At 60.2% G+C, this 16,979-nt stretch carries 16 protein-coding genes; 4 read left to right on the top strand and 12 right to left on the bottom strand.

Annotated elements, in window-relative coordinates; translation table 11 throughout:
- Window positions 1–11: 11 nt before the first annotated feature.
- From AC50YL_RS09840 to AC50YL_RS09850, 3 genes are all read left to right on the top strand, one after another.
- Window positions 12–1,127: a copper amine oxidase N-terminal domain-containing protein gene (locus AC50YL_RS09840; protein ID WP_494831488.1), complete on the top strand. Its 1,116-nt coding sequence runs from the start codon at window positions 12–14 to the stop codon at window positions 1,125–1,127.
- Window positions 1,128–1,367: 240 nt separating this feature from the next.
- Window positions 1,368–1,661, top strand: a complete 294-nt coding sequence (locus AC50YL_RS09845; RefSeq protein ID WP_494831490.1) for an ArsR/SmtB family transcription factor — start codon at window positions 1,368–1,370, stop codon at window positions 1,659–1,661.
- 356 nt (window positions 1,662–2,017) lie between these two features.
- Window positions 2,018–3,205 carry an MFS transporter gene (locus AC50YL_RS09850; protein WP_494831492.1) on the top strand — a complete coding sequence of 396 codons (1,188 nt, stop codon included), beginning with the start codon at window positions 2,018–2,020 and terminating at the stop codon, window positions 3,203–3,205.
- Between the two features lie 75 nt (window positions 3,206–3,280).
- On the opposite strand, the gene AC50YL_RS09855 is transcribed toward AC50YL_RS09850, so the two are convergent.
- The 7 genes from AC50YL_RS09855 to AC50YL_RS09885 all read right to left on the bottom strand — a co-directional run bounded on the left by AC50YL_RS09855 (window position 3,281) and on the right by AC50YL_RS09885 (window position 10,486).
- On the bottom strand, window positions 3,281–4,390 hold the full coding sequence (locus AC50YL_RS09855; protein WP_494831494.1) for a GerAB/ArcD/ProY family transporter: 1,110 nt from the start codon (window positions 4,388–4,390) through the stop codon (window positions 3,281–3,283).
- A 33-nt stretch (window positions 4,391–4,423) separates the two neighbouring features.
- The gene (locus AC50YL_RS09860) at window positions 4,424–5,590 is read right to left on the bottom strand and encodes a Ger(x)C family spore germination protein (RefSeq protein WP_494831496.1); all 1,167 of its coding nucleotides are present in this window, start codon (window positions 5,588–5,590) and stop codon (window positions 4,424–4,426) included.
- The gene (locus AC50YL_RS09865) at window positions 5,587–7,122 is read right to left on the bottom strand and encodes a spore germination protein (RefSeq protein ID WP_494831498.1); all 1,536 of its coding nucleotides are present in this window, start codon (window positions 7,120–7,122) and stop codon (window positions 5,587–5,589) included. The genes AC50YL_RS09860 and AC50YL_RS09865 overlap by 4 nt, the downstream gene beginning before the upstream one ends.
- 230 nt (window positions 7,123–7,352) lie before the next feature.
- The gene (locus tag AC50YL_RS09870) at window positions 7,353–8,198 is read right to left on the bottom strand and encodes an NAD-dependent epimerase/dehydratase family protein (RefSeq protein WP_494831500.1); all 846 of its coding nucleotides are present in this window, start codon (window positions 8,196–8,198) and stop codon (window positions 7,353–7,355) included.
- A 93-nt stretch (window positions 8,199–8,291) separates the two neighbouring features.
- Window positions 8,292–9,206 carry an NAD(P)/FAD-dependent oxidoreductase gene (locus AC50YL_RS09875; protein WP_494831502.1) on the bottom strand — a complete coding sequence of 305 codons (915 nt, stop codon included), beginning with the start codon at window positions 9,204–9,206 and terminating at the stop codon, window positions 8,292–8,294.
- A gap of 239 nt (window positions 9,207–9,445) precedes the next feature.
- On the bottom strand, window positions 9,446–9,934 hold the full coding sequence (locus AC50YL_RS09880; protein ID WP_494831504.1) for an RrF2 family transcriptional regulator: 489 nt from the start codon (window positions 9,932–9,934) through the stop codon (window positions 9,446–9,448).
- Window positions 9,935–10,024: 90 nt separating this feature from the next.
- Complete coding sequence (locus AC50YL_RS09885; protein ID WP_494831506.1) at window positions 10,025–10,486, bottom strand: hypothetical protein; 462 nt, start codon at window positions 10,484–10,486, stop codon at window positions 10,025–10,027.
- 195 nt (window positions 10,487–10,681) lie between these two features.
- Between AC50YL_RS09885 and AC50YL_RS09890 the strand changes: the two genes are divergently transcribed.
- A complete protein-coding gene (locus AC50YL_RS09890; RefSeq protein ID WP_494831508.1) occupies window positions 10,682–11,173 on the top strand; it encodes a DinB family protein in 492 nt (163 codons plus the stop codon).
- A 90-nt stretch (window positions 11,174–11,263) separates the two neighbouring features.
- Here the strand turns inward: AC50YL_RS09890 and AC50YL_RS09895 are convergent, their stop codons facing one another.
- Genes AC50YL_RS09895 through AC50YL_RS09915 form a run of 5 tightly spaced genes read right to left on the bottom strand, consistent with a single transcriptional unit; the run spans window position 11,264 to window position 16,936 of the window.
- A complete protein-coding gene (locus AC50YL_RS09895) occupies window positions 11,264–11,527 on the bottom strand; it encodes an HPr family phosphocarrier protein (RefSeq protein ID WP_494831510.1) in 264 nt (87 codons plus the stop codon).
- A complete protein-coding gene (ptsP, locus tag AC50YL_RS09900; protein ID WP_494831512.1) occupies window positions 11,524–13,263 on the bottom strand; it encodes a phosphoenolpyruvate--protein phosphotransferase in 1,740 nt (579 codons plus the stop codon). The genes AC50YL_RS09895 and ptsP overlap by 4 nt, the downstream gene beginning before the upstream one ends.
- A gap of 15 nt (window positions 13,264–13,278) precedes the next feature.
- Entirely contained in the window at window positions 13,279–14,433 is a 1,155-nt protein-coding gene (locus AC50YL_RS09905; RefSeq protein ID WP_494831514.1) for a mannitol-1-phosphate 5-dehydrogenase, read from the bottom strand.
- Entirely contained in the window at window positions 14,430–14,867 is a 438-nt protein-coding gene (locus tag AC50YL_RS09910) for a PTS mannitol transporter subunit IIA (protein ID WP_494831516.1), read from the bottom strand. Before AC50YL_RS09910 ends, AC50YL_RS09905 begins: the two co-directional genes overlap by 4 nt.
- 23 nt (window positions 14,868–14,890) lie before the next feature.
- Window positions 14,891–16,936, bottom strand: coding sequence for a BglG family transcription antiterminator (locus tag AC50YL_RS09915; RefSeq protein WP_494831518.1), 2,046 nt, complete (start codon window positions 16,934–16,936; stop codon window positions 14,891–14,893).
- Window positions 16,937–16,979: the final 43 nt, after the last annotated feature.

The following is a 16,979-nucleotide window of genomic DNA, read 5'->3' on the forward strand; positions in this document are numbered from 1 at the left end:
GAGGCATACCGATGAAACCTACGATAAAATCCCTGCTGATGCTCTCTGCGGTGCTGGCGGGCTCGCTGTCCGCGGTACAGGCGAACGCGGCGGCCGGCGCCCCCAACGGCGGCAGCGTCGTCTTCCAACAAGGCAATCCGTTGATCACGGTCGGCGGCAAACAAGTCAAAGTGCAGCTGGCGCCATATTCGCAGAACGGAACGTTCATGGTGCCCGTGCGCGAGCTTGCCGAAGGCTTGAACGCTTCGGCGGCGTGGAAGGACGGCAGCTTGACGCTGACCCAAGGCAATCGCTTAATCCTGGTTAAAGGAAGCAGCCTGCAGACCGGCGGCAAATCCGTCGCGCTTCCCGCCGCCATCCAAAATAAGAACGGCAAAGTCTATGTTCCGCTCAGAGCGGTCGGCGGCGCCCTCGGCGGCGTCGTGAATTTCCGGAACAATTCGGCCGTCGTCACCGCATCCGCTTCCGACGCGGACAAGCCGGTCGCGATTCGGTACGATTTCGCCAAGGATGCGCAAGGATGGACCGGCGGGTTCGCCGATCTGCCCGTGGATCATGCCGGCACGGATTACCAATTGGACTACAAATGGTCGCCGCTGCCCGTCATCGACGATAAGCAGTTGAACGGCCTCATGGTCAAAGGCATGAACCGCAGCGACGATCTCTTCATGTACGTCGCGCGCAAGCTTGATGCCAAGGACGGCCTGAAGCCGGGCACGACGTACGACGTCAAGTTGAATTTCCGGCTGGCGACGAACGAAGCGTCCGATTCGGTCGGTGTCGGAGGTTCCCCCGGCCAATCCGTCTACGTCAAAGCAGGCGTGACGAGCACCGAGCCCAAATCGGTCGAAGTGCTCGACTCCGGCATGGATTCGTCCTATCACATGAACATCGATAAAGGCAACCAGTCCACGGACGGCAAGGACATGAAGCTGGTCGGCGACGCCAGCAAACCGGACGGGTCCAAGGAAGGCTATCAGCTCAAGCCGATGCAGCTAAGCGCCGTCGTGACGACGGGCGCAAACGGAGAAGCCTATCTCGTTATCGGGACGGATTCCGGCTACGAGGGCCTCAGCATTCTCTATTTCACCGACATTCACGCTGAATTCACCCCGCAGGCGAAATAATGAATCCAGGTATGGGACAGGATAGTTAATCTCATTAATAATTTGATTAATTAATCCCGTTAATAACCAGGCAGCCGGCCATCGACCCTGATGGCCGGCTTTCGGCGTTTACTCGGACCCGCTCGCGTCCGGCGGCATTCCGACAGGGAAATCCCCGGCCGAATATGCTATGATTAGACTAACCTCGTGCCGTCGGCAATGACGAACGGAACCCAAACCCGAGGAAAGGAGAACTCCGGCATGACTGCCTTATCGGAACAGGAATTTTCGAGAATTTCCCGCGCCTTGGCCGAACCGAGGCGATATCAAATGCTCAAGGAAATCGGAGCGACCTCGGATCCGCTTCCGTGCGGCGTGCTGCTCGATACCCATGACGTCAGCGCCGCGACCGTATCCCATCACTTGAAGGAACTGGAGACGGCCGGCTTGATTCTAAGCATCCGCGAAGGCAAATTCATGAGTCTCGTCCTGCAACGCGACGTCTTGCAGGCGTACGTGGACAAGCTCTCGGAAATTTTCTCGCGTGTCGAATGATCGTCTTCGCGCCCGGCTGCAGCAACGCATGACCGATCAATCTCCCCTGCGTATCGAGGAGCCTCCGGGCTCCTCTTTTCTTTTGCCTCCCCCCACTCGGCGCTAGCCTGTCATCCGAATGCAAGCGAAATAAACCGCTTGACGAATCGGCCTGTAAATTCTATAGTTATACAAGCATCTAATCGATAATTATATAATCATCGAATTGATGACGATGCACGAGGAGGATGAATAGGCGTGATCCAACTGTTTTGGGGGTATTAGCCTCCGCGTACGATTCAGAGAAACCCGGCGTCGTCGAAGGCCTTCCCATATTTGCCAACCCACACTTGACGATTAGGAGCTGAATTTCATTCGTGGCTAAGAAAACCTTGCTTATTTATATCCTTGCGCTCGGCATTTTCGGCATTATCAATACGGAACTTGGCGTGATCGGCATTTTGCCGCAGGTAACGGAGGAGTTCGGCGTCAGCGTCTCGACGGCCGGCTTGCTCGTAAGCATGTTCGCGCTCGTCATCGCCGTTTCCGGTCCCTTCATGCCGCTCTTCTTCTCGGGCATCAACCGCAAGAAAGCGATGGCTTGGGTGCTCGCGATCTTCGTCGTCACGAATTTCGTCTCGGTATTCTCGCCTAACTTTACGGTGCTCTTGATTACGCGGATTATTCCCGCTTTTCTTCATCCGGTCTTTTTCTCGGTCGCATTCGTGGCGGCGGCCAACTCCGTCGGCAAAGAGCACCGGGCCAAGGCGGTGTCCAAAGTGTTCATGGGCTTAACCGCCGGCATGGTGTTCGGCATCCCGATCACGTCGTTCATCGCGGACCTCGTCTCGCTGCAGGCGGCCCTCCTGTTCTTCGCCATCGTCAATGCGATCGCGCTGCTGGGCATTCTGATCTTCGTTCCGTCCATGCCGGTCAAGGAGCGGATGTCCTACGGCAAGCAGCTCGGCGTCATGAAGAAGCCGGTCGTCTGGTTCAGCCTGGCGGCCGCCGCCTTCGTGCTTTCCGGGATGTATGCCGTGTACAGCTTCTTCGCCGAATACCTGGATAAAGTCACGCATATGTCCGGCAACGAGATCAGCGTCATGCTCGTGCTGTTCGGAGCAACGGGTATCCTGGGCAACCTGATCGCCGGCAGATGGCTGAGCGGCAATGCGGCCAGAACCGCGCTCGTCTACCCGTTCAGCCTGGCGGTCGTTTACCTGCTCGTCTATCTCTTCGGGACGCTGACGGTTCCGATGGCCGTCGTCATCCTGGTCTGGGGCGCGCTGTTCACGCTCGGACTTAACATCTCGCAATACTGGATCACGTCGGCGGCCTCGGAAGCGCCGGACTTCGCCAACGGCTTGTTCGTCGCCTTCGCGAATCTGGGCGTCACGATCGGCACGATGGTCGGCGGCTGGTTCATCAGCGGCTTAGGCACGCGGCATGTCATCTGGAGCGGCATCCTCTTCCTCGTGCTCGCCTTCGTCGCCATTGCGATCCGAACGGCCTTCTATCGGGATACAATCCAACACGATACCGCAAGCGAACAATCCGCGGCATGAGTCTTATCTCCTAAGCATACCCGAACAAGCCATGCATGACTGCAGCCGCAGCATGCATGGCTTGTTTCGCTGCGCTCAGCGGACGGCTTGCCGCCGATGTCCCCTGTCGACGAGCGTGGCGATCCACAGCAGCAGCGGAATGCCGATGCCGCACACCGGGAAGGCGTAATAACTCCACCAATTGAAAAACGGCCCGTACATGGTCGCTCCCGGACTGAGCTGCGCCGCGACGAAGATCACGGGACCGACGATCCAGATCAAGGCGTACCAATCGTTCAGCTTGAGCCACTGCGAAAGCTCGTAGCTGACGACGAACAGATGCGCGGACAAGATCGTCGTGATGCCGAAGATCCAGAGCGAAAACATGAAGATATCGATCTGCTGGATGAATTCCATGATGTCGACGGTACGCATGAACGAGAAGAACGGATCCTGCAGCCTCACCGCAAGCGCCGGCCCGAACACCGATAAGGAGAGCACGGTAAGCGCGACGAACGTCAAGGTCGTCCCGCCAAGCGCGATGGACGACAACAGCGGCGCTTTGCGGGGATTCGCCATGAAGGCGATAAGCACCAGCAGCAGCAGGGATTCGCCGCCAAGCAGCGTCGTCAAGGGCACCGCCCCCTTCGCGATCTGCAGCCAGCCGTTATCGTAATAGACGGGCAATATCCGTTCCCATCGCAGATTGCGGCCGTTCAAGGAGAAGCTTACGACGGTCGTGATGAAGAACACCGGTCCGACGACTTCGTTATACCGTCCGATCCCGCCGATCCCGCCATGCGCGGAGTAGACCATCAGCATCGACAGGATCAGCATGACCACCCACACGGGCGCTTTGTCGAGCAGCACGCTCTGTATGAAATCTCCGCTATAGCGCAAGATCATCACGGAAATCGAGATCCAGGCCGCAAAATACGGCAGGACGACGATACGGCCGAACCAAGGCCCCAAGACGGCCCGGCTGAAGCCGAACAAGGTTTTCCCCGGATGCATCAGGCTTAATCGAACGAGAAGCAGCGTCAGGAGGATGACCGACAAGCCGGCGATAAGGATCGAGATCCACGCGTCCTGCTTCGCCTCGACGATCGCGGTCTTGATGAACGGAATGAAATTGCAGCCGTCGATGATCAGCAGCGTCCAAATGAACTGCGATCCCGTAATCTTCATGAGTCCCTTGATTCGCACGCTCGCCCCTCCTCTCTCATCCCGGCTCTCGAATCAATTCACGTCGATCGGAGACGTGACGAGTCCCGAATTCCGTTCGCAGGTCAAATCGACTTGCACCGCGACCCGAAGCTCGGCGAAGCGGTCGTTCCATTTCCCGCTCACCGTCTTCCATTGCAAGGGATGCTGGCGGTGAAAGGCTTCGCCGAATCCGAAGATGTCGGCGCGGTAATCGCGCTGGACCTTGGCGATCAGGGCCTCGATCTCCCGCTTCGTTTTGCCGTTGATGGCTTGTTCGATGGTGCGCCGGTCCGAGGCCCGGGTCGGATTCAGCGTCGAATTGTTCTCCACGATCGCGCCGGTGCCGGACAGATGAAGGTCGACGACGATGCGATTCTGAGCCTTCCGCGTACGGATGCTTTTGCGCAGCGAATTGAACGTCACGCTGATGTTGTCGCCCTTGCCTCCCCCGATCGGCAGCGAGCATTCATACCCGGCTTGTTTGCCCGTGATCCAATTCGCGTAGACGGTCTCGTTGCCGTCGAGGAAGCCCACCGTCTTCAAGCCCATCGCTTTGTTGAACACGGCGGAACCATAATAATACGGCTTGGAAGCGGCCGTCAGGCCGATGGCCGGCACGTACGGATCCAAGCCTTCCGTCAGCGTATCCGACAGGAAATCATGGAAGTAGACGTGACGCAGCCGGAAAATATCCTCCTGCCTTCTAAGCCCCATCGACATGAACGGTTCGAAGATCGCCTTTTGCCCCAAAACGTCCTTGGCTTTGGCATCCTTCACGACGAGCAGCTTGGAACGCAGTTCCGACCGCGGATTCCGGACGAACTCGTCGAGGAGATGCGCGATTCCGTGCTCCGCCAGATGCTGCCCGATCAGGATGACCTCGCGGTGACCGGGAAACAATTCGCGCGACAGCTCCTTCTGCGCATTTTGTATCGCGTCGTAGATGTTGATCCCGTTCGCGCTCGTCAGTTCGTAGGTCTCATGTACGGCTCCTCCGCCTCCCCAGGTGCTGTCTCCCCCTCCGATGCCGGAAGGCAGCGCGATTTGGAAGCTGACCTCGAGTTTGCCGTCCTTCGTCAAATCCAGCCCGTCTCCCATGTTGAAGGCGAGCTGGTCGGGTTCCCTTCGGTTCCCGCAGCCGGCGGTCAGCGATACGCACAAGAGCGCGAGCAGCAGCAGGCCGATTCTGTGCGCGCTCATGCTTCTCCGCCTCTTTTCCCTGGTTCCGGTTCGCTGCGTTTCGTCAAGCGCTGCGGCCAGCGAATCCACCAATCCTTCAACCATTGGCCGGCTGCCGGCGCGAGGGGAGACAAGTACGGCATGCCGAAAGGACGCAGCTGAACGAGATGGATCAGGATGGCCACGACGCCCGTCGTCAGCCCGAACAAGCCGAACATGCCGGACAGCACGAGCAGCGGGAACCGGAGCATCCGCAGCGGAATGCCGAATCGGTAGCGCGGGATAATGAACGAGGCGATGCCGGCCGCGGACACGACGATGACGATGGGCGACGATACGATGCCCGCGCTGACGGCGGCCTCTCCGATGACCAGCGCGCCGACGACGCTCACGAGCGGTCCGATCGGCTTGGGCAAGCGCAGCCCGGCTTCCCGCAGCCCTTCGAACATGATCTCCATCAACAACACTTCGATCACGGTCGGGAAAGGCGCCCTCTCCCGGAGCGCCGCGATCGTGATCATCAGCTTGCCGGGAATCAGCTCTTGATGAAAGTTGGTCAGCGCAATATAGAAGGACGGCAGGAGCACCGAGAACGCCGCGAAGAAATAACGGATGCTCCGGTTCAAGGCGACGTACAGAAAACGCTCGTAGTAGTCGTCCGGCGCCTGCAGTCCGCTCCAGAACGTCATCGGCACGACCAGCGCGAACGGCGTGCCGTCGGCGATGATGGCGACCTTCCCTTCCATCAGCCCGGCCGCGACGACATCCGGACGCTCGCTGCTCATCATTTGCGGGAACGGCGAGTAATGCGTATCCTCGATGGCTTCCTCGATATACCCGGAGTCCAATATTCCTTCCACCTGAATGCGCGCGACGCGGGAGCGGACCTCCTCGAGCAGATCGGGGTCCACGATGCCGTCGAGATAGGCGATCGCGACGTCGGTTTGGGTGAGGCTGCCTACCGTCATTTCTTCGATCTTCAATCGGGTCGTCGCGAATTTGGCGCGCAGCAGGACGGTATTCGTGCGTAGATTTTCGGTAAAGCTCTCCTTCGGTCCGCGAAGCGCGGGCTCGGAGGTCGACTCCTCGATGCCGCGGCTCGCGATCTGCTTCACGCCGGCCATGCAGGCGGTTGCTTCGCCGTCGGCGAGGATGGCGAGGTTTCCTTTCAAGATTCCGGTCACGATCTCGCCGAGATTCGACGATTTCCTCATCTGCAGCACGGAGAACAGCTGCTGTTCGCACATTTGGGCGATGTTGTCGATGGCGCCAAGCCCCTGAGGCAGTCCCTTATAGATCAAGGGCGACAGCACGTTGACCGTGATGAGCTCGACGTCGATCATGCCGTCGATATAGATAAGCAAGAGCTTGGTATGATTTTCGATCGCCAGCTCCCGGAATACGAGATCCGAGCAGTCCCGGAACGCCTGCTCGAAGGCTCGCCGGTTGGCATCCAGCTCTTCTGCTAGCGGAGCGTCTTCGCGCTCTGCTTCTCCATGTCGGAGCGCCGCAGGCTTATGCAGTTTTTTATGGGCGAGCTTCGTCCAATCCATGCGCGGGCCACCTTCGCATTGAAACGGTAATTAGCGTACGGCAAATCGGAGAACGGTAAATTAGAGCACGTCAAAATAAGGAAAGGCAAATTCAGGCACGGGAGAAAAGAACAGCACTAATATTCCCCAAAAGCAGTCAATTATGTATGCCTTCGTACGCGGCCAATTCCGCGCAACGCCAAAAAGGCGGGCATCAAGGGATGCTCGCCTTTTCTCCGCGTTCGCCCGGTCTACCGGTCGGCCGCGCGGAAACCCGTCGGCAGCGCCGGCGCGAAATCGTAATCCGACTTGAACCGGTCCATCGCGTAGAGCGGCTTACAGGCGTTGCCCGGCTCGTCGTAATAGTCGAAGCCGGTCGTTCTTCCGAGCAGGGCTTCCAGTACTTCGCGCGCCGGAATATCGCCGGTGATGTCCGGGCCGACCAAATTATAGTTCCTCGCGCCGGCGCGGGCAGGGGATTCAACGACCCGGACGATGCCTTCCACGACATCGCCCGCGTGCACATGCGCAAGGACGACGAACGGGACGGACATCGGCGCGGTCAAGTCGACGGGGGTTGGCGTCCATCCGTCGGAAGCGACCGCGCCGAAGCGCAGGTTGACGAACTCCGCCTCCGGTTCCTTGCGCTGGAAATAGCGGGTCAGTTCTTCGACCATCGCTTTGCTCAGCCCGTAGGCGTCCGTCGCCAGGCAGGGATGGTCGTCCGGAATCGGAAGCGAGCGCGGAACGAACGCGTCGTCCAGACTGCCGACGGCCGCGATGGAGCTTGCCGTCACGAACCTCCGGCAGCCGCGGTCGAGCAAATACCGGTACAGCCTTCGCGTGCCCAGTACGTTGACGGCGAGCCCCTCCTCTTCGCTGCAGCCTCCGGTCACCGCGGCCAAATGGATGCAGAGGTCGATCTCGTATTCGTCCAATCCGCGCAGATCCTCGGGCCGGTCGAAGGCGCCCCGCACGAACGCCGCATCCCCCTCGATCGCCGTACGCGACAAACAGATGACCTTATGGCCGCCCGACAGCCGCGGGACCAATTTCTTGCCGATAAATCCGCTTGCGCCCGTAATTAAAATGTTCATACCGTTCTCCTCCTATCGTCGCTCAGCTTCCGCAACCGCCCGTTGGAATCGTTCTTGACCGCGGACAGGCGGCCTTCGTTACCCGCTGCTTGATTACGCCTCTTTTTCCCACGCCTCCGCCAGCAGTTCGGTGTTGATTCCTACGCCGGCCAGCGAGCCAAGCGACGCCGCGACGACCGCTTGATACAGCTCCGTCGCCGCGTCACCGGCGGCGTACACCCCGGTGACGCTCGTCTTGCCGAACGCATCCGCGACGACCGTGCCCGTATCCGTCACGCGGCAGCCGAGCGATCTCGGCAGCTCCGACCCGGCAGCGAGCTTCGGCGCGAAGAAAATGCCGGCGCAGGGCACGGCCGTGCCGTCCTGCAAGACGACGCGTTCGACCAGGCCGTCCGCGGACTCGATCCGCCGGATCGGCGAGTCGAATACGGGCACCCGGTGCCGCTTCAGCTCTTCGCGCTGCTCGTCAGTCCACTCGTCCGGTCCGTCGGTAAGGATCGTGATGTCGTTCGTCCATCCCGACAGCGTCTTCGCCGAATGCAGCGCTCTTGCGCCCTTGACGATCAAGACCAGCTTGCGGTCCCGCAATTCCCAGCCGTCGCAATACGGACAGACGAAGGCGCTCCTGCCGTAGACGTCCGCCATTCCGTCGATGTCGAGCGGGAGATCCCGCATGCCGACGGCGAAGAGCAGCTTCTTGCAGCGATAGCCCGTGCCTCCTGCCGTCTCGATTCTGAAGTCGCCGTCGGTCCCCGTCACCGCGGTTGCCGCGTCCGCCACGAATGCGACGGACGGATACGCGCGGATCTGCTCCACAGCGATCCGCCGGAATTCGCCGGGCGCTATGCCGTCTCTCGTCAGAAACCCGTGGGTTTCGCGGGTCACGCGGTTGCGCGGCCGCCCTTCGTCGATCACGACGACGCTTTTCCTGGCCCTGCCCAGCACGAGCGCCGCATTCAACCCCGCCGGACCGCCGCCGATAATGCCTACATCCATCAACCGTTCCATATTAATCATCCTTCCGGAGCTATAATATCCATAATAAAAGCACAAAAATAGCTTGAGATTGAACTGCCGTCACGCACCGTCGCGCCTCGCGCTAGGTGCTAAGGCGAACCATAGTCTTACTCGCCCTTTCACCCGCGAATGCTGCGCGAGCTGCCGTCTTACTCGTCGCTGTTTCCCCGCTATTGTTGCCCGATTGCTGTCCTATTCGCCTTCCCCGCGAATGCTGCGCGATTGCCGTCTTACTCGCCGTTTCCGCGGCGAATGCCGCCCGGCGACGCATGGTCTAACACCCATTGGATCGTGTGCGCGCGCAAATACGACTGCATCTGCAGCTCGGCGCCGTTCATCACCTTCTTGACGAGGCAATCTTTGCTTTCCGGAAATCCGGATTCCTCATCCTTGCTCCATTCCGCCGCCTCCGCGAGCGGATGATGATGCGCGTTCGCGTTGAGGCATTCGTACAATTGCTGGCGGCCTTCGATAACCTGGATCACGTCGAGAAACGAGATCCGGTCGGCCGGACGCGCGAGCTCGTAGCCGCCGCTCGCTCCCGTCACCGCGCGCACGATGCCGTCCTGCCGCAGCTTGGACATGATTTTGGACAAATAGCTGTCCGCGACGCCGAGCGACGACGACAGCTCCTTGATGCCGACGTGCTGCCCCCGCTCGGAATGCGCCAAGTGGATCAAGGCGTGAAGCGCGTTGCCCGTGCTTTTGGAAAACTGCATCGCGTTGCCTCCTTTCCTTAACTAATCCTTTATGGATGTATAATATCCATAATAAGCGATACGCACACCGGATGCAAACATGCGCGCGTTTCATTCGGCTTGTATTTTGCGAATCCAATAGAAATACGCCAGCAGGCTCAGGAACAAGATCGGGTCGAGGACGGCCGAATAAACCAGCTTCCACCAGCCGTAATGAAAATAGCCCCATGGCTCCGGCAGCATCGTAAGCAGCTCGTAGCCCAAGATGGCGATCGTCCAGCAGGCAATATAAGCGGCCTTGACGACGAGCCGGCTTTGAAACGGAAAAAAATTCAAAAACAGCACATTGACCGGCGGAATCAATATGCTTCTACATAGCACCGCCGCCCACTCGATCATATCTTTGGTAAAATACCAGTAGCCTTTGTACCTGAAATCGATAACGGTATCGAACAGCAGCTGAAATGCCATCGTGAACGTCCATATATGAGCGAGCTCGTTCCGGCTCAACCGCTTATTCGCCTTGAACGCAAGCACATTGAAGATCGCCACCGAGCCGATGAAAAGAGTCATGAATGATTTTCCTTTTTTTATTGTTAGGCTTGCCAATATTAACTCGGGCCAAACCGGAAAAAAGCGCAAACCTTAAAAAGCTTCGCATTGCTCCGGACGCGCCGTTGAACGGAATAGACGAATGTGATACATTCCCAATGTAATCCATTTGTATCGAATTTCACCATTATCGAGACCGATCGAGGAGGAACTGAAATGAGTAAAACCGAACTGCTGCTGCGAGGTTGGGATTACGCATACGGCCGGGAAGATTGGTATCCGCCGCTCGCGGACGCGCTGAACGGGCTGACGGCCGAGCAGGCGGACTTTCGCCCGCAAGGCGGGCATGTCAACACGATCAGGGAGACGGTCCGGCATCTGATCTTTTACAAGGAGCGGCTGTTGAAGCGGTTGACCGGCGAAGAGCGCGCCTACCCCGAGGGCGTGACCAACGACGATACGTTTGCCGTCCCCGCCGCATCGCAGGCCGATTGGGACGAGACCCTGGACCGGCTCCAAGAGATTCATGGAGCAATCCGCGCGCTGATCGCCGGCTGGACGGAAGAAGACTTCGAACGCAAGCTTCCGACCACGACCTTCGGCAATTGGGCGCATTCGCTCGTCATGCACGATGCGTACCATACCGGGCAAATCATCATGATCCGCAAACTCCAGGGCTCCTGGCCCGAGCGCCGTTCGTTCGACTGATCGGCGTTGAACGAACGCAAAAACCTCCGGCTCCCCTTCGTACAAGGAACCGGAGGTTTTTGCGTGCCGTCGCGGGGTCAACGCGCTGCGCTACTCTTCGAAAATCTTCGTCAACAGCTCGCCGAGCGTTTGAACGGCCTGCTCTTCCTGCTCGCCGTCCGCTTCGAGCGTCACTTCATCGTTCTGCCGGATGCCGAGCGTCAGCATGCTGAGGGAGCTTTTGCCGTTGACCTTCTTGCCGCCCTTCAGGACGCTGATCTTGCACGGAAAGCCGCCGGCGGCTTGAACGAATACTTTGGTCGGGCGCGCGTGAAAGCCCGAGGGATTAAGCACGGTAAAGGTTTGGGATATCATGCGAAGTCACTCCTAGTCTGTTGGTTAACGAATGCGTGAATGCTCTCTTGGCTGTCCATGGACAGGATCTGCTCCGTATGCGCGGCCCATTCCCGCTGCGACAATCGCTTGATCAACGCCCGCGCGGGAAGGATCGAGCTGGCGCTCATGCTGAATTCATGCAGCCCCATGCCGAGCAAGATGGGAATCGCCGTCTGATCGCCCGCCATCTCGCCGCACATGCCGACCCATTTGCCTTCCCTGGCCGCGGCTTGGATCACCATGCGGATCAGGCGCAGGATGGACGGATGGCAAGGCTGGTACAGGTAGGCCACGTTCTCGTTCATGCGGTCGGCCGCCATCGTATATTGGATCAGGTCATTGGTGCCGATGCTGAAGAAATCGGCTTCCTTCGCGAGTATGTCCGCGGCGAGCGCGGCGGCCGGCACTTCGACCATGATGCCGACCTCGATCGATTCCGATACCGGGACGCCTTCGCGAAGCAAACTTTCCTTCTCCTCCCGCAGCAGCCGCTTCGCTTCGCGCAGCTCCGCGGTTACCGCGATCATCGGGAACATGATCTTGAGCCGGCCGTGCACGCTTGCCCGCAGCAGCGCTCTGAGCTGCGTCCGGAACAGCTCCTGCCGGTCCAGGCAAAGGCGAATCGCGCGCAGCCCGAGGAACGGGTTGCTCTCGGCCGGCAGCTTCATGTACGGCAGCTCTTTGTCCCCGCCGATGTCGAGCGTCCGGATCACGACCGGCTTGCCTTCCATCCGTTCGAGCACATGCTTATACACTTGGAACTGCTCTTCCTCGCTCGGCAGCGCGGCGCGTCCCATATACAGGAATTCCGTGCGGAACAGACCGATGCCTTCCGCGCCGTTCGCCAGCACCTTCTGCAGGTCTTCCACGCTGCCGATGTTCGCGGCCAACTCGACGCGATGCCCGTCTTGCGAGACGCTTGGCTGGTCCATCAGCCTGCGCAGCTCTTCCTTGCGTCGGTCGTGTTCGACCTTGCGCGCTTGATACGCGGCCAGTTCCTCCTCGGACGGCTCAACGATCACGCTGCCGTTCTCGGCGTCCATGACGATCATCGTCCCCGTCTCGATGTCGGCCGCCGCGGTCCCGGCGCCGACGATAGCCGGTATCTCGAGCGAGCGGGCCATGATCGCCGAGTGGGAAGTGCGGCTGCCGATCTCGGTCACGAAGCCGAGCACGTAATCCGGGTTCAGCTGCGCGGTATCCGAAGGCGTCAAATCCTCGGCGACCAGCACGCAGGGTTCGTTGATGGCGGATACCGACTCGTAGGAAACGCCGCGCAGCCGGCTCATCAAGCGGCCGGAGACGTCGCGGACGTCGGCCGCCCGCGCGCGCAGCAGCTCGTTGTCCATCGAGAGCAGCAAGTCGATGAAGCCCTGGGCCGTCTCGTGCAGCGCGTATTCCGCGTTCATGGTCTCCTGCTCGATTTTCTCGAGAATGGCATCGATCAGATCGGGATCTTCGAGCAGCAGCAGATGCGCTTCGAAGATTTCGGCCTTCGCCGCGCCTATCTTCCTCTCCGTCATCGCCCGAATCGCCTCGAGCTCCGCCTTGGCGACGGCCGACGCCTGCCGGAACCGTTCCGCCTCGGCGACCGGATCCGCAATATGGCCGGCCGCGGGAACGTAATGATCCTGCCGCAGCCGAAACGCTTTTGCGATGGCGATGCCCGGAGACGCCGCGATGCCGGAGAGCCGTTTCGTCGTCTTATTCGTCATGATGCGCACGCCCCCTTAGGTTTTCGCTTTCTTCAGCTGCTCGTACTGGTCGACGATCGGCTCATGAAGCGGATGGTCCTCGCCGATCGTCGTGTATTTGGCTACGGTCCCGCTCGTGCCGATGGCTTGAAGATCCGCCTGGAGCTGCACCGCTTCCGGATCGTCCGCGGCGCCGAACAGAAGCGCCGCCGCCATGCCGAGCGTCAAATACTTGGCAGGCAGTCCCAGCTCGAAGGCCTGCATGGCAGGCCGAACGAGACGGTCGTTCGCGGACAGCTTGCGGATCGGCGACCTGCCGACGCGCCTCACTTCGTCCGTCAAGTACGGATTGACGAAGCGATTCAGAATCTCGCGGATATAGGCTGCATGCTCCTCCGCATCGAAGCCGAACCGCTTCACGAGCACGGCTCCCGTCTCCTCCATCGTCTGCCGCACGAGCGCCGCGACCGGTCCGTTCGCCATGGCGTCCTGGATCGTCGAGAACCCGTAATAGCTCCCCAAATAAGCCGCGACGCAGTGTCCCGTGTTCACCGTGAACAGCTTCCGCTCGATGTACGGCTCCAGGATATCCACGTAATGAATGCCCGCGATGCGCGGCGTGCCCGGGATCATTTGCGATTCGTCGGCGACCCATTCATAGAACGGCTCGACCCGGACTTCGAGCGGATCGTCGCTCTGCTGCAGCGGCACGATCCGGTCGACGGCGGCATCCGGGAACGCGATCGTACGGCTTGCGTGATCCTGCCGCTCCGCGCTCAGATGGCCGTATACATGCGCCTTCAGCTGCGTGCTCCCGCCGATCGCGTTCTCGCAGGCGATAATATGCAGCGGGCCGGCACCGCGCGCCATGCGCAGCTCCAAGCCCTTCGCGATGCCGGCGGCGATATGGCGCAGGATGTTCACGCCGACGGCCGTCGTGACCAAATCCGCCTGCGCCACGGCTTCCGCCACCTCGTCCAGATTATTGCCGTTGATCGCCGTTACGTCGTGGACGTGATGAATATCCTGCGCTTCGTTCGCCAATCGTACGGTATACGCTTTTTTTTGCTGCAAAAGCTCGACCAGCGCGACGTTCACGTCGGAGAATACGACCTCGTACCCCGCCTCGGACAAGACGAGGCCGATGAACCCTCTGCCGATATTCCCCGCTCCGAAATGAACGGCCTTCATGATTCCAGCCCGCTTTCGAAGATCCGCACCATTGCTTCGGGCGAAGAAGCCTTCAGGATGGCTTCCATGTTCTCGTCCTCGGAGCAGATCATCGCGACGTTCGTCAGGATCTCCAGATGATCGTTGCCCGCCGCGGCGATGCCGATCACGAGATACGCCTTCTCGCCTTCGCCGAAATCCACGCCCTGCGGAATTTGCACGATGGACAGCCCCGTCGAACGGATCAACGATTTGGAATCCTGCGTGCCGTGGGGAATGGCGAGCCCGCTGCCCATGTAAGTCGACAGCGTGGATTCGCGTTCCAGCATCTTGGCGACGTAACCTTCCGACGCATGCCCGGCATCGACGAGCAGCTGCCCGGCCATGCGGATCGCATCGAATTTATCCTTGGGCTGCGCGTTCAATTTCACTTTGTCGTTCGATAAAATACTCATCGTGGGTTTGCTCCTCTATCCGTTTATTTTTTTGTCTCCAGAAATGCTTCGAGCTCCCGCGAGAGGAACCGTTGAATCTCTGCGCGGCTGCCGTCCTGCAGCAGCTCGACCATCTGCGGGATCAGCAAATACGAGCTGATCTCGCTCAGCACCTCCAGGCTTTCCTTCGAGAGCTCCCGGGGTCCAAGCATCAGCAGCACCTGCCGGACCCCGGAAGACAAGGTCCCGTCCAGCACCAAATCCTGTCGCAGCCGGAACAGTCCCAGCGAGGGCAGGCGGACCAGCTCGCTGCGGACATGGAAGAGCGCTAGGCCCGTGTCGGGAATGACCTGGCTGCTCTGGCGTTCGCGCTGCAGCAATAGCCGCACGATCGGCGCCTCGTCGTCGATGACTCCCGCCTCCCTCGCATAGCCGCACATCGCGGCCAGCGTCGCCTGCAGGCTGTTGAACGAATCCTCCAGCGCGTGGACGGCGAACCGCTCGACGATTCCGACGATTTCGTCGACGTACCGTTTAACGCGGTCCGGCTTTGCGAATGGCTCGCCGATTTCATGCGGATGCGTACAACCCCGGTCGGCGTCGTCCTGTCGCAGGGTCACGTTCTGGATGAAGAACCGCAGCCGCTCCGCTTCCTCCGGCGCGAGCAGCGGACTGAGCTTGATGTACCGCTCCTCGTCCAAAGGCAGCTCCACGGTCGAGATGATCAGGTCGTACTCGCTTTCCGGGATCCTGGCCGCCTCGAACCAGGAAGCATGGCCGACGATGTCGACCTGCGGCAGCTCCTTCGTCAGGCGGACGGCGAGCATCTTGGACGTCCCGATGCCGCCCGTGCAGACGATGATCGCCCTGACATTGCGCCGAAACTGCTTCTGCCGCTCCAGCGACGCCCCGAAATGCATGACGAGATAGCCGATTTCCTCATCGGGCACCTCGGTCTCCGTCAACGTCTCGTTCACCGCATCGCGAAGCTCGTGAAACAACCCCTCGTAATCCCGCTTGATCTGCGCCAGCAGCGGATTGCGGATATTGGCCCCCGTCCGCAGGCGCTTCAGCGCGGACTCCAGATGGCCGAGCAGGCCGTCCCGAAGCGAACGGTCGGCGCCGTAGCGAACGCCGCTCCGCGCCTCCATGTTCCGGACGAGCTTCCAGATCAGCTCCATGTAACCCAGCGCTTCCTCGGGCAGCAATTGATTCGGATGCGCGGCGCGCCGCGGCTCGAGCAGCCCGGCGATGTAGGCGGTCTCCGCGGTGGAGAACGCCAAGCCGACCGCATGCGACAGATACGCGATTACGCTCGCCGACAGCTCGCGCCGACGCTCGGACTGCTTCTCCGGCATCAGCTCGATCGGCCTGCCGGCTCGAATCCGCGCGATCGCAATCGCGACCTGGATCAAGAGCTGCGTGTATTCCTTCTCGGGCAGGGCGTTAAGCTCGTCGTCCGCCGTCTGCCACAGCGCTTCTTCCACCTGGCCGAAGTACGACTTCCCGATCAACGCCAGCAGCCTCGCCGTGGCGGGACCTTGAGGTTGATCCGATCGGCCGAACAGATCGGATTCGTCCAGAAAGCTTCGCGCCAACCGCGCGATCATGCCGCGCATGCTCGACTCGGAACCGCTCAGGCTGACGCCGTACCCTCTTCTGCGGACGAGAACGAGGCCGGCCTGCTTGATCCGCTCTTCCAATTCGTCCAAGTCGCTCGTGACCGTCGGTACGGTGACCCCGAGCTCCCGGGAGAGCGTGAACAGCTTGACCGGTTCATCCTCCCGAAGCAGCGTGCACAGCATGATCAGCTTGCGTTCCTGCGCGGAGTATTCGACGGCCTTCGATTCGAGCAGCAGGCTTCTCAGCGCCTGCAGCTTCTCGCCGTCCGCCTGCAAGTGAATGCCCGTGCCCGACTTCTTCTGCAGCGCCGCGCCCATCTCGCCGACGACGGTCTCGAGCTCCGACAGCTCCCGATGGACGGTCCTCGTGCTGACGTTGATCTCGGCGGCGATCTCCCCTGCCGTGACGTCTTCGATTCGAGCGAGCAGCAGCTCCAGGATCTGCCGATGCCGGTGAGATAATTTCATGCCCATGCACCTCATGCCGAAATGGAGATAACGCCGGCAGGAT

It is taken from the genome of Paenibacillus sp. J22P277 (assembly GCF_059383675.1).

Coding starts and splice junctions, on each gene's coding strand:
- AC50YL_RS09840 (WP_494831488.1), top strand. CDS start 12: ATGAAACCTACGATAAAATCCCTGCTGATGCTCTCTGCGGTGCTGGCG.
- AC50YL_RS09845 (WP_494831490.1), top strand. CDS start 1,368: ATGACTGCCTTATCGGAACAGGAATTTTCGAGAATTTCCCGCGCCTTG.
- AC50YL_RS09860 (WP_494831496.1), bottom strand. CDS start 5,590: ATGAGCGCGCACAGAATCGGCCTGCTGCTGCTCGCGCTCTTGTGCGTA.
- AC50YL_RS09865 (WP_494831498.1), bottom strand. CDS start 7,122: ATGGATTGGACGAAGCTCGCCCATAAAAAACTGCATAAGCCTGCGGCG.
- AC50YL_RS09870 (WP_494831500.1), bottom strand. CDS start 8,198: ATGAACATTTTAATTACGGGCGCAAGCGGATTTATCGGCAAGAAATTG.
- AC50YL_RS09875 (WP_494831502.1), bottom strand. CDS start 9,206: ATGGAACGGTTGATGGATGTAGGCATTATCGGCGGCGGTCCGGCGGGG.
- AC50YL_RS09880 (WP_494831504.1), bottom strand. CDS start 9,934: ATGCAGTTTTCCAAAAGCACGGGCAACGCGCTTCACGCCTTGATCCAC.
- AC50YL_RS09885 (WP_494831506.1), bottom strand. CDS start 10,486: ATGACTCTTTTCATCGGCTCGGTGGCGATCTTCAATGTGCTTGCGTTC.
- AC50YL_RS09890 (WP_494831508.1), top strand. CDS start 10,682: ATGAGTAAAACCGAACTGCTGCTGCGAGGTTGGGATTACGCATACGGC.
- AC50YL_RS09895 (WP_494831510.1), bottom strand. CDS start 11,527: ATGATATCCCAAACCTTTACCGTGCTTAATCCCTCGGGCTTTCACGCG.
- ptsP (WP_494831512.1), bottom strand. CDS start 13,263: ATGACGAATAAGACGACGAAACGGCTCTCCGGCATCGCGGCGTCTCCG.
- AC50YL_RS09905 (WP_494831514.1), bottom strand. CDS start 14,433: ATGAAGGCCGTTCATTTCGGAGCGGGGAATATCGGCAGAGGGTTCATC.
- AC50YL_RS09910 (WP_494831516.1), bottom strand. CDS start 14,867: ATGAGTATTTTATCGAACGACAAAGTGAAATTGAACGCGCAGCCCAAG.
- AC50YL_RS09915 (WP_494831518.1), bottom strand. CDS start 16,936: ATGAAATTATCTCACCGGCATCGGCAGATCCTGGAGCTGCTGCTCGCT.